Genomic DNA, 11,695 nt, shown 5'->3' on the forward strand with positions numbered 1-11,695 from the left:
TGAAGGAGGACGGTGTGGGAGTTCGCCTACCGGCGACCATCCGTGACACGGGGACGTGGATACGGCGGTTCGCCGCGACGACGCCGGGCGTCATCGGCGCGGTACTCGTGGTCACCACGATCGTCTGCCTGATCGCCGGATTGACCGTGGGCCAGCAGCTCGACGCCAAGATCGGGCGCACCGAACAGGTCCTGGATCGCACCGAGCCGCTGGCCTTCGCTGCCCAGAGTCTGTACGTGTCGCTCTCGGCGGCCGACGCGGGCGCGGCCACCGCCTTCCTGTCCGGCGGCGTCGAATCCCCGCAGGTCCGTGACGTCTACGAGCAGGCGCTCGCCGAGGCCGCGGCGGCACTGGCCGAGGCGACCGCGGGTGCCACCGACGCGCGCAGCCGGGCGATCGTCGCCCGCATCGCCGCCGACCTGCCCACCTACACCGGCCTGGTGGAGACCGCCCGCGCCAACAACCGGCAGGGGTTCCCGGTCGGCTCGGCCTATCTGCGGCAGGCCTCCGATCTCATGCAGACCTCGCTGCTGCCGCAGGCCGAACAGCTCAACGAGGCCCGCTTCGCCGCGGTCCGCGCCGACCAGCATCGCGTCGGCGCGCTGCCGTGGACGAGCGTGGTGCTGTTGCTGCTGGTACTGATCGCCTGCGCGGCCGGCTCGGTGGTGTTGCTGCGCCGCACCAACCGGCTGGTGAACGCCGGTATCGCCTTGGCCGCGGCGGCCACGCTGCTGGCCCTGCTGTGGACCGCCGGGGCGACGGTGACGGCCGCGCAACTGCTCGACACCGGCGACGGCGGCGCGGGCGCCCGGGTGGAACACCTGGCGGGCGCGCGGATCCTGGCCCAGCAGGCCCGCACCGACGAGACCCTGGCCCTGATCACCCGCGGCGACATCACCGGCCCGGAACAGTCCTTCCGCACCCACCTCACCGACCTCGAACAGCGGCTGACCGCCGCGGGTATCGGCGACTCCGAAGCCGTTCGGGCACTGACCAATTGGAACGCCGGTCACAACGCCCAGCGCACCGCCTACGAGAAGGCCGACTTCCGCGGCGCCGTCACCCAGGCCATCGGCACCGGCCCGGACAGCTCCGCCACCAGCTTCGCCCGCCTCGACAACGAACTGCGCGCCGCGCTGGCCCAGGCCCGCACCGACCTGCGCGACGGGGTCGACGCCGCCGGAACCACCTTCCTGCTCAGCCCGTTCGGCACGCTGCTGCTGCTCCTGGCGGCGGCGGGCGCGGTGGTCACCGGGCTGTGGCCCCGACTGAAGGAGTTCCTGTGAGCACCCGGCGTCCCCTGCTGGCCGCGGCGCTGGCCGCGGTGTTCTTGCTGACCACCGGCTGCGGGGACGCGCCCGCGCCGACGGCGATCACGGCGACCGCCGTCGACCCGCCCCTGCCCGGCGCCGGGGTGATCACCGAGGCACCGGCGGCCGAGGGCAATGCCGGTTGCGACGACGAGGCGACCCTGGCCCCGACAGCGCAGCCGAGACCCGGTGCGATGCCTGCCGGTTCGTCGATGGCGGCGATCGTGGCCAACGGCAGGCTGCGCGTCGGTGTCGACCAGAACACCTACATGTTCGGTTTCCGCAATCCGACCAGCGGCCTGCTCGAGGGCTTCGACATCGATCTGGCCAGGGAGATCGCCCGGGACCTCTTCGGCGATCCCACCAAGATCGAACTGCGGTCGGTGACCGCCGCCGAACGCATCCCGCTGCTGCAGGAAGAGAAGGTCGACATGATCGTGCGCACCTTCTCCGCCACCTGCGAACGCCGCCTCGAGGTCGACTTCTCCAGCGTCTACTACCGTGCGGCGCAGGTGATCGCGGCGCCGAAGGGGTCGGGCATCACCGACGCCGCCGGGCTGGCGGGCAAGCGGGTATGTGTCACCAAGGGCACCACCGCGGCCGCGCCACTGTTCGCGCTGCCCGAAGTGCCCACGGTGTTCGGGGTGACCAACTGGACCGACTGCCTGGTCGCCCTGCAACAGGGCACCGTCGACGCGATCAGCGGTGACGCACCGATCCTGGCCGGCCTGATCGCCCAGGACGAGAACCTGGAGCTGATCCACGACGAGATCGGCACCGGCGCCTACGCCGTCGGTGTGCCCAAGGGCAGCGACGACCTGGTCCGCTTCGTCAACGGCGTGCTCGACCGCGCCCGCACCGACGGCACCTGGCAGCGGCTCTACTCCCAGCACCTCGACGAGCTCGGACCCTCGCCGGGCCCGCCCACACCCCGGTATGTCGGATGACCTTCCCGCTGCTCGGCCTCGTCGAGATCGATCGTGAACTGGCAGCGCGCACCGCGGAACTGGCGAAGGTGACCGCCACGCTGCTGGAACTGGACCGCCATCCCGGGCTCACCCTGGTCCGCCGCTATCCGCCGACCGGGGAGACCGCGCGCCGGTGGGGGCTGGTGGAGCGGGCGCTGGGCGAACTCTGGGAGGACCTCGGCCGGGTGCGCGCCATCCTGTCGGAAGCCGAGACGGTGCGTGGCGGGCGCGGCCGGGTCGACGACCGCGCGCGCAGGCGTCTCACCGAGTTGTTGCGTGGCCGCCCGCACGAGATCGGCCGGACGCCGATCCCGTTGGCGCAGCGGGGACTCACCGGCCCCGCGGAGACGCTGGTGACGGTCGGCATCGCCGATTCGCTGGACCGGATGCGGGCCGCGTTCGCTGTCGTCGCGCCGTTCGCCGAGGAGGTCGGGGCCGTCGACCGGCAGGTGATCGGCGCGCTGGCACCGCTGCAACAGCGCGTCGAGCAGGCGCACGGCACGCTGGACGCCGCCGCCGAACCGCTCGCGAACCTGCTCAGCCGCGCGGGCACCGACCCGCTGGGATTCCGGCCGGGTGAGATCACCGCCGCGCTCGCCGCGCTGACCGCGCTGATCGATACCGAATCCGCCCGCCACGCCGACCATCTCGCGGTGTCGGCCGACCTGCCCGGCGCGGTCGCCGCGCTGCGGACCCGGCTGAGCGACCTCGCGACGCTGCAACAGCAGGCCGACGAGACCGCGGCCCAGGCCGAACACCGGGTCGCCGGCGGCGAACTCCCCGGTGCAGGCGAACCAGCGGCCCGGCTGCTGGCCGAGCTCGACGCGCTCGGCGCGCAACCGGCCCGGCCGACCGTGGAGCACCTGCTCGCGCTGCGGGTGCGCACCGGCCACGCCGTCGACACCGCGACGCAGCGACAGGAATTGGCGCGCGGCCTGCTGGACCGGCGCGCCGAACTACGCGGACGGCTCACCGCCTACCGCGCCAAGGCGGCACGGCTCGGGCTGAGCGAGGACCGGGACGTCCTCGCCGCCGATCGCATCGCAGGCGGTCTGCTCGGCCGGCGACCGTGCGATCTGGCCGCGGTCACCCGAGCGGTCGCCGACTATCGTTCGATCATCGGGGAGAAAGCGGGGCGGACAGCATGACATGTAGTGAGCCGGGGTGCGGCGGCACCGTCGAGGACGGGTACTGCGCGCTCTGCGGTACCGCCCCGGTGGCGACCGCGTCCGCGCCGAGCAGCCCGCCGTCGTCGTCGGGCCGGTCCCCGCGCACCACCGCGCAGCCACGCAACGGCGCACCGCCACCACCCGCCCCGGGCCGCTGCGGCGAACCCGAGTGCGGCGGAACGATCGTCGACGGCTATTGCGAGACCTGCGGCACCGCGCCGACCAGCACCGTCTACAGCCCGTCGGCGCCGACCATCAGCGAACGCGGCCGCACCTCGAGCCGCTCGGTGCGCACCCGCTCCGGGTCGGCCCGGTCGGCGGCGCGCGGCAGGCTCGGCGCAGGCCTGGTCGAAGTGCCGCCGGTCCCGCGGGTCGATCCCGCGACCGCGGTGCTGGCCGACCCGCAGGTGCCGGAGTCCGATCGCTACTGCGGCAAGTGCGACAAGCCCGTCGGGCGCAGCCACGACGGCGTCACCGGCCGCACCGCGGGCTTCTGCCCGCACTGCGGCACCCGCTACTCGTTCGTGCCGCGGTTGCGGGCGGGTGACCTGGTCGGCGGTCAGTACGAGGTCGCCGGGGCGCTCGCGCACGGCGGGCTCGGCTGGATCTACCTGGCCACCGACCATCGGGTGAACCGGCGGTGGGTCGTGCTCAAGGGCCTCATCGACACCGGCGACCCCGACGCGCTCGCCGCGGCACTGGCCGAACGCCGGTTCCTCGCCGAGGTCGACCACCCCAATATCGTCAAGATCCACAACTTCACCGAGCATGTTGACGCCGACGGCGACCCGGTCGGCTACATCGTCATGGCCTACGTCGGCGGTACCTCGCTCAAGCAGATCCTGCGCGCGCACCGCGCCGAGACCCAGTGCTACCTGCCGCCCGCCCAGGCCATCGCCTACGTGCTGGAGATGCTGCCCGCGCTGGGCTATCTGCACGCCCGCGGCTGGGCCTACTGCGATTTCAAGCCCGACAACGTGATGCAGACCGAGGAACGCCTCGAGCTGATCGACCTCGGCGCCGTCATCGCGATGGACGACCGCACCAGCCCGATCTACGGCACCCTCGGCTACCAGGCCCCCGAGATCGCCGAGACCGGCCCGACCGTGGCGACCGAGGTCTACACCGCCGGGCGCACCCTGGCCGTGCTGATGATGCGGGTGCCCTCGGTCGACGGGCGCCTCGGCCCGCTGCCCACCCCGGACACCGAACCGATACTGGCCGAACACGATTCGCTGTACCGGTTCCTGTTGCGCGCCACCGATCCCGATCCGCTCAACCGGTTCGCCTCGATGAGCGAGATGGCCGATCAGCTCACCGGCGTGCTGCGCGAGGTGCTGGCCACCGCCGACGGTATCCCGCGTCCCGGCATGTCGAGCTCTTTCGGCCCGGCCCGCGCCGTCTTCGGGATCGACAGCGCCACACCGGAACCCGCCGCGCTGGTCACCGCGCTGCCCGCCCCGCTCGTCGACCCGGGCGACAGCGGCGCCGCCCTGCTGGCCACCACCGATGCCGCGACCCCCGCCGAGCTCGAGCAGGCGCTCACGGCCGGGCAGCGGGCAGTCGTGAGCGGTGCGGCGGAGTCGACGGAGATCCCGCTGCGCCTGGTCCGCGCGGAACTGGAAGCCGGCGACGCCACCGCGGCGCTGCACCGCCTGGCCGCCCTCGACGCCGAGCTGGAGTACGACTGGCGGCCGGTCTGGTACCGCGCCCAGGCCGCTCTGCTGACCGGCGAGCACGCCGCCGCCGCCCAGGATTTCGAGTCCGTCTATGCGGCCCTGCCCGGCGAATCCGCGCCCAAACTGGCCCTGGCCGCCGCGCTGGAGCTCGGCGTGCGGTCGGCCGAAGCCACCACCGGCACAGCGGAACTGCGCCGCGCGCTCGAGCTCTACGACCTGGTCTGGCACACCGACCACACCTATCTGTCCGCCGCGTTCGGCGCCGCCCGGCTGCGCCGCGCGCTCGACGACCGGACCGGCGCGGTCGCGGTGCTCGACCAGGTGGACCGCAGTTCCTCGATGTTCACCGAGGCGCGCGTGTCGGCGGTGGAAACGCTGCTGGCCGGGCGTGCCCCGGCCGACCTGGACGAGACGCTGCTGCGCGAAGCCGGTGAGCGGGTCGAACGGCTGCGGCTGGACTCGCGCAAGCGGGCCGCGCAGGTGCGCATGTATGTCTTGGAGGCGGCGCTGAACTGGATCCGGTCGGGACAGCGGCCGAGCACAGCAGGCAAGCTGTTGGACGTGGAATTCACCGAGCAGGGCGTGCGGACGGGGTTGGAACGATGCTTGCGGACATTGGCGCGCGACGCCGACGACATGTGGACCCGGTTCGTCCTGGTGGACCAGGCGAACGCGGTGCGGCCCAGGACCACTCTGTGAGCGCCCCGGGCTGCCCGGACTGCGGGGGTTCGGCCAGGGCCGGGCACCGCTTCTGCGAGGGCTGCGGCCGGGAACTCGGGGTCCGCAAAACCGCTGTCCCCGTGCATGATCCGGTCATCGTGCCGCAGTGCTCGACCTGCGGGGAACGGCGTTACGAGGGCGGTTACTGCGTGCAGTGCGGCAGCCCCAAGCCGGTGCCGGACCGGTTCGAGGACGACCTGGGCGCGGTCTATGTGCTCTCGGATCGCGGGATCAGCCACTCCCGCAACGAGGATTCGGTTGCGGCCGCGGTCCGCGAGGGCGACGGCATCCGGGTGATCGTGGTCAGCGACGGCGTCTCCACCTCCCAGGACCCGCAAGCCGCCTCCGGCACCGCCTCGCGCACCGGCGTCGACGCGGCACTGGCCGCCCTCGCCGAGGGGCGCTCCGACGCCGACAGCGTGATGGCCGGACTGGCCGCGGCGACGGCGGCGGTGCGCGGCATGTCGCGCACCCCCGAGTACGCGCCCTCGTGCACCTATGTGTCGGCGATCGTGCGCGAGACCCGCGCGGGCACCGAGATCACCGTCGCCAATGTCGGTGACAGCCGCGCCTTCTGGCTCGCCGCGGGTGTCCCGACCGCCTCGCGCCGGCTCAGTGTCGACGACTCCTGGGCCCAGGCCCTCGTCGACGCGGGCGCCTGCGACGAGGAGACCGCCATGCGCGATCCCCGCGCGCACACCCTGCTGCGCTGGCTCGGTGCCGACGGCGCCGAGACGCCGTGGTCGGCGAATTGCCTGCAACGCATGATCGCCACGGAACCGGGAACACTGCTGCTGTGCAGCGACGGGCTGTGGAACTACCTGCCCGACGCTGTCGCGCTGGCCGGGTTCACCGTCGAGACCTCGCCGCAGGCCGCTGCTCGCGCATTGGCGGACTTCGCGTTGAACAGTGGCGGTAGTGACAACATCACGGTCGCGCTGGCTCCGGTGACGGTGTCCGGCGCCGTGTCACCCGAATCAGGAGTGCTATGAGTTCATCGGAGACGACCGCCGGCATCTCGATCGCCGTCGATCAGAACGAGTTCCTCGCCGAGGGCGCGAGTGTCGTGGACGCCGTGCTCACGGTGGCCACCGGCCCCGAGCTCGCGGTCGTGGCCGCCCCGCCGCCGCGGCTGGAGATGCTGATCATCGACTGTTCGGGGTCGATGGGCAACAAGAACAAGTTCGAGAACGCGCGCACCGCCACCCGCGCCGCCCTCGACGAGATCCCCGACGGCACCGCCTTCGCGATCATCGAGGGCACCGACACGGCCCGGATGATCTATCCGGCCGACGGTAGCCTGTCCGCGCCGGCCGGCCTCGACCATCGCAGCGCCGCCCGTCGCGCCCTGGACACGCTGCGCCCCGACGGCGGCACCGCGATGGGTTCGTGGCTGGCGCTGGCCCGCCAGGTCGCCGCCGCCCATCCCGGCGCCCAGGCACACGCGATCCTGCTGACCGACGGCAAGAACGAGCACGAGACCCCGCAGCAGCTGGCCACCGAACTCGACCGTGCCGAGGGGCTTTTCGTCTGCGACTGTCGTGGCGTGGGCGCCGACTGGGCCGCGGCCGACCTGCACAAGATCTCCTCGAAGCTCTCCGGCGAGGCCGATCTGGTCGCCGACCCGAATGACCTGGCCCGCGATTTCGCCGCCATGATGCGTTCCTCGGCCGCCCGGGTGATCCCGGAGCTGACGCTGCGGGTGTGGACGCCCGCGGGCGCGCGCGTGCGGATGGTCAAACAGGTCGCCCCCGTATTGGAGGACCTGACCGCGCGGCGCACCGATACCGGGGCACAGGTGGGGGAGTACCCGCTCTCGTCGTGGGCCGCCGAGGAACGCGAATACCACCTGCAGATCGAACTGGAACCGGCCGCGCCGGGCCGGGAGAAACTCGCGGCCCGGCTCAGCGTGCTGGCCGGTGACGAGGTCCTCGGACAGGGTCTGGTGCGGGCGGTGTGGACCACCGACACCACGCTGTCGACCCGGATCAGCACCCGCGTCGCGCACTACACCGGGCAGGTCGAACTCGCCCAGGCCGTGCAGGAGGGCCTGGCCGCGCGCCGCAACGGTGACCTGTCCACCGCGACCGCCAAGCTGCGGCGCGCGGTGGAACTGGCCGCCGTCTCCGGCCACGAGTCCACCGCGAAGTTGCTGCGCGGCGTGGTGGAGGTCGACGATCGCGACGGCACGGTGAAGCTGCGCGGCCAGGTCGCCGCGGCCGACGAGCTCGCCCTCGACATCCGCTCCACCAAGACAGCGCGGGTCCGGCCGGAGGGAGGCTGACATGCCGGTGTGCGCGGACGGGCACCAGTCACAGGCGATCGACTACTGCGATGTGTGCGGGTCGGCACTGACCGACCCGCCCGCACCCGACCCCGGCGTGCTGCGGCTGTGCCCGTCGTGCGCCACGCCGACCAGCGGCCGGTTCTGCGAAGTATGCGGCTACGACTCGGCGCTACCGCACGACCCGGCCCAGCACCGCCCGGTCCCGGCCGGCGCTGACGCGCCCGAGACGCCGACGACCGGGCAGTGGGTCGCGCGGGTCTTCGCCGACCGCGAGTTCTACACCCGCGTCCAGGCCCGCAAAGGCCCCGACGCCGAACGCGTCGCCTTCCCTGATCTGTATCCCGAACGCCGGATCGTGTTGCGCGGCAGCCAGATCCTGATCGGCAAACGCTCGGCCTCCCAGGGCATCGTGCCCGAGATCGATCTGGGTATCGCCCCGGCCGACATCGGGGTCTCGCGCGCGCACGCGATGATCAGGATCGACGCGGCCGGCGCGCTCACCGTCACCGATCTCGGCTCGACCAACGGCACCAGCCTCGACGGCGCCGAAACGCCGATCACCGCGCAGGTGCCGGTCGCGGTGCGCGACGGCAGCCGGATCCATGTCGGCGGCTGGACCACCATCGCGATCAGTACGGAACGGTAGACGTAGATGTTCACCGAACCGTAGGGTCTGGAGACCATGACCAAGTTCGACGGGAAGACCTGCCTGATCACCGGCGCGGCCAGCGGCCTCGGCCGGGCCACCGCGTTCGCGGCCGCCGCCAAGGGCGCTGACCTCGTACTCACCGATATCAGCGAGGACGCGCTCACCGAGACCGCCGCCGAACTGCGCGCCAAGGGCGCGACGGTGCATCTGGCGCACGCCGCCGATGTCAGCGACCACGCGGCGGTCGTCGGCCTGGCCGCGCACACCTTCGAGGCGGTCAGCCGGGTCGACATCGTCATGAACGTGGCCGGCATCGCCACCTGGGGCACCGTCGACAAGCTCACCCACCAGCAGTGGCGCCGCACCGTCGACATCAACCTGATGGGGCCCATCCACGTCATCGAGGAGTTCGTGCCGCCGATGATCGCCGCGGGCCGTGGCGGGCACCTGGTGAACGTCTCCTCGGCGGCCGGGCTGTTCGGCCTGCCCTGGCACGCGCCCTACAGCGCCACCAAGTTCGGGCTGCGCGGTGTCTCGGAGGTGCTGCGCTTCGATCTGCGCCGTCACAAGATCGGCGTCAGCCTGGTCTGCCCGGGCGCGATGGCGACCCCGATGGTCGACAGTCTCGACATCGCCGGCGTCGACCGCGACTCCGAAGCCCTGCAGAAGGCGATGCGGCTGTTCCTGCGCCACGCCGTCACCCCCGACCAGGCCGCCACCGCCGTCATCAAGGGTGTGGAGCGCAACCGCTACCACGTCTACACCTCCCGCGACATCCAGCTCGCCCACTGGGGCCAGCGTTACGTCCCCTACGGCTACACCCTGGCCATGCGCGGACTCAACAACGTGATGACCAACTACGCGAACAAGAACGCCCTGATGCGCTGAGTTCGGCTAGACCAGGTCGCTCGGGTCGGTGTTCGCGCCGCACAGGACGACGCAGACCCGCTCGCCGGGCTCGGGCCGGTAGACCGCGCCCGACCCGGTGTCCAGCAGCGCGGCGAGCGCGGTGGCGGCGCCGTACTCGACCGCGATGCGGTGCTCGTCCCAGAGCAGGCGCCGGGCGGCGCGGATGGTGTCGTCGTCGACGAGCACCGAGCGCACATTCGGGTGCTGGGCCGCGGCCAGCGCCATCGCCGACACATCCGGCGCGCCCAGTGCGTCGGCGGCCACCGAATCGACGGTGACCGGCACCGGCCTGCCCGCCGCCAAGGCCGCGTGCAGCGAGGAACACCCGGCCGGTTCGACCGCCACCGTGCGCACGCCCGCGTGCTGGGCCGCGATCGCGGTGCCGGTGAACAGGCCGCCGCCACCGACCGCGACCAGCACGGTGTCGAGATCGGGGATGCGTGTGGTGAGCTCGCGCATCAGGGTGCCCGCGCCCGCGGCGATCAGCGGATGATCGTAGGCGTGCGCGGCCAGCGCACCGGTGCTCGCGGCGAATTCCCGGCACGCGGCCAGCGCCTGCTTGTACTCCGGCCCGATCAGGCGCACCTCGGCGCCGTAGCCGCGCAGCCGGGCGATTTTCACCGGGGGAGCGGTCTCGGGCAGGAACACCGTCGCGGGCACGCCCGCGTCCCTGGCCGCCCACGCGCACGCGAGCCCCGCATTGCCCCCTGAGGCGATCGTCACACCGGCCTCGGGCAGCGTGCCGGCGGCCGCGTGCGCGCGCACGAAGTTCTGCGCGCCACGGGCCTTGAACGAGCCGGTGAACTGCAGGAACTCCAGGGCGAACCACAGCGGATCCGGCCCGGGAGCGGCCGGTGCGACGGTCACCGGGCGGACCAGCCCGTCGATCCGGGCGGCAGCGTCGGCGATGTCGGCATAGGTGGGGGTCACGCCTCGACTATGCCACCGTGGCGAGCCGTGCCCCGGCGTGTCGAACCGCCGGGCTGACCGGCTGAATTGTTGCGGGTGGTTTACGGAGGCCGGCGACTGGGTACATAACAGATCGGTAACAAGCTCGAAGGCGGGATGACGTGTCGGTCTGGGGACGCGAACTTCCCCAACCGGACCGACGCACACCCCGGCGTGTCAGCAAAGGATGTGCACACATGAGCGAGCGAAGCGAACGACCGAACAACACCGCCGCGACCGCGGCAATACCGGCGCCGAGCGACAGCGAGGTGCGGGCATGAGCGCGAACCTCATGATCGTCGACGACGACGTTCAGATGCGCGGCAGCCTCCGCCGCGCCATGGAAGACGAAGGGTATGCTGTCGCAGAGGCAGGCATCCCCGCCGACGCCCTCGATCGGCTCCGCAGCGACGGGCCGCCCGATCTGATGATCGTCGACCTGATGCGCGGCGAGACCGACGGCTTCGACTGCATCAGGGAGATCCGCCGCGATCACGACGTGCCGATCATCGTGATCAGCACCCGCTACGACACCCACGATGTGGTGGCCGCCCTGGAGGCCGGCGCCGACGACTTCGTCAGCAAGCCGTTCGAGATCAAGGAGATCACCGCGCGGATGCGCGCGCTGCGCCGCCGTGCCCGCATCACCGCCGATCGCGACCTGACCCCCGAAGTCGTGCTCGACGACGATCCCGGCGCACCCCTGGTGCTGGCCGCCGACGCGGGCGCGGTCCGGCGTGGCGCCGAGGAAATCCATCTCACCGTCACCGAATTCCGGTTGCTGTGCGAATTGGCCGAGACCCCGGGGCGTGTGCTCAGCCGATCCGTACTGCTCGAAAGAGTGTGGGATCAAGGATTTTTCGGCGACGAACGAATCGTCGACGTCCATGTGCGCCGGCTGCGCACCAAAATCGAACGCGATCCGTCGGATCCGCGCATCGTCGTCACCGTGCGCGGGCTGGGTTATCGCCTCGACGTGCAGACGTAGTAAACGATTCGTCATAGAACCGCAAAGAGCTCGACACAAGGACCGCAAAGTCGGTTGGACATGTTAGA

10 protein-coding genes are annotated in these 11,695 nt (G+C 71.9%); 9 read left to right on the forward strand and 1 reads right to left on the reverse strand.

Annotated features, from left to right (window positions below):
* Positions 1 to 14 precede the first annotated feature (14 nt).
* The 8 genes from ACFXK0_RS20605 to ACFXK0_RS20640 are packed head-to-tail and all read left to right on the forward strand — an operon-like array spanning position 15 to position 9,670.
* The gene (locus ACFXK0_RS20605; protein WP_379412130.1) at positions 15 to 1,286 is read left to right on the forward strand and encodes a hypothetical protein; all 1,272 of its coding nucleotides are present in this window, start codon (positions 15 to 17) and stop codon (positions 1,284 to 1,286) included.
* Positions 1,283 to 2,257 (forward strand): glutamate ABC transporter substrate-binding protein, encoded by a 975-nt coding sequence (locus ACFXK0_RS20610; RefSeq protein ID WP_379412131.1) that lies wholly within the window; start codon positions 1,283 to 1,285, stop codon positions 2,255 to 2,257. The genes ACFXK0_RS20605 and ACFXK0_RS20610 overlap by 4 nt, the downstream gene beginning before the upstream one ends.
* Positions 2,254 to 3,426 carry a hypothetical protein gene (locus ACFXK0_RS20615; RefSeq protein WP_379412132.1) on the forward strand — a complete coding sequence of 391 codons (1,173 nt, stop codon included), beginning with the start codon at positions 2,254 to 2,256 and terminating at the stop codon, positions 3,424 to 3,426. The genes ACFXK0_RS20610 and ACFXK0_RS20615 overlap by 4 nt, the downstream gene beginning before the upstream one ends.
* Positions 3,423 to 5,825, forward strand: a complete 2,403-nt coding sequence (locus tag ACFXK0_RS20620) for a tetratricopeptide repeat protein (protein ID WP_379412133.1) — start codon at positions 3,423 to 3,425, stop codon at positions 5,823 to 5,825. Before ACFXK0_RS20615 ends, ACFXK0_RS20620 begins: the two co-directional genes overlap by 4 nt.
* Positions 5,822 to 6,838: a phosphatase gene (locus ACFXK0_RS20625; RefSeq protein WP_379412134.1), complete on the forward strand. Its 1,017-nt coding sequence runs from the start codon at positions 5,822 to 5,824 to the stop codon at positions 6,836 to 6,838. The genes ACFXK0_RS20620 and ACFXK0_RS20625 overlap by 4 nt, the downstream gene beginning before the upstream one ends.
* Positions 6,835 to 8,130, forward strand: coding sequence for a VWA domain-containing protein (locus ACFXK0_RS20630; RefSeq protein ID WP_379412135.1), 1,296 nt, complete (start codon positions 6,835 to 6,837; stop codon positions 8,128 to 8,130). The genes ACFXK0_RS20625 and ACFXK0_RS20630 overlap by 4 nt, the downstream gene beginning before the upstream one ends.
* Position 8,131: 1 nt before the next feature.
* Positions 8,132 to 8,779 (forward strand): FHA domain-containing protein, encoded by a 648-nt coding sequence (locus ACFXK0_RS20635; RefSeq protein ID WP_379412136.1) that lies wholly within the window; start codon positions 8,132 to 8,134, stop codon positions 8,777 to 8,779.
* Between the two features lie 36 nt (positions 8,780 to 8,815).
* Positions 8,816 to 9,670: an SDR family oxidoreductase gene (locus tag ACFXK0_RS20640; protein ID WP_379412137.1), complete on the forward strand. Its 855-nt coding sequence runs from the start codon at positions 8,816 to 8,818 to the stop codon at positions 9,668 to 9,670.
* Between the two features lie 6 nt (positions 9,671 to 9,676).
* Here the strand turns inward: ACFXK0_RS20640 and ACFXK0_RS20645 are convergent, their stop codons facing one another.
* Positions 9,677 to 10,621, reverse strand: coding sequence for a threonine/serine dehydratase (locus tag ACFXK0_RS20645; RefSeq protein ID WP_379412138.1), 945 nt, complete (start codon positions 10,619 to 10,621; stop codon positions 9,677 to 9,679).
* 295 nt (positions 10,622 to 10,916) lie between these two features.
* Between ACFXK0_RS20645 and ACFXK0_RS20650 the strand changes: the two genes are divergently transcribed.
* On the forward strand, positions 10,917 to 11,627 hold the full coding sequence (locus ACFXK0_RS20650; RefSeq protein WP_379412139.1) for a response regulator transcription factor: 711 nt from the start codon (positions 10,917 to 10,919) through the stop codon (positions 11,625 to 11,627).
* Positions 11,628 to 11,695: the final 68 nt, after the last annotated feature.

The sequence above is a fragment of the Nocardia sp. NPDC059177 genome, assembly GCF_042755165.1.
Lineage (GTDB): Bacteria > Actinomycetota > Actinomycetes > Mycobacteriales > Mycobacteriaceae > Nocardia.

Bases quoted from the DNA above. Each gene is read 5' to 3' on its own strand.
- ACFXK0_RS20615 (WP_379412132.1), top strand. From the start codon at position 2,254: ATGACCTTCCCGCTGCTCGGCCTCGTCGAGATCGATCGTGAACTGGCA.
- ACFXK0_RS20620 (WP_379412133.1), top strand. From the start codon at position 3,423: ATGACATGTAGTGAGCCGGGGTGCGGCGGCACCGTCGAGGACGGGTAC.
- ACFXK0_RS20630 (WP_379412135.1), top strand. From the start codon at position 6,835: ATGAGTTCATCGGAGACGACCGCCGGCATCTCGATCGCCGTCGATCAG.
- ACFXK0_RS20635 (WP_379412136.1), top strand. From the start codon at position 8,132: ATGCCGGTGTGCGCGGACGGGCACCAGTCACAGGCGATCGACTACTGC.
- ACFXK0_RS20640 (WP_379412137.1), top strand. From the start codon at position 8,816: ATGACCAAGTTCGACGGGAAGACCTGCCTGATCACCGGCGCGGCCAGC.
- ACFXK0_RS20650 (WP_379412139.1), top strand. From the start codon at position 10,917: ATGAGCGCGAACCTCATGATCGTCGACGACGACGTTCAGATGCGCGGC.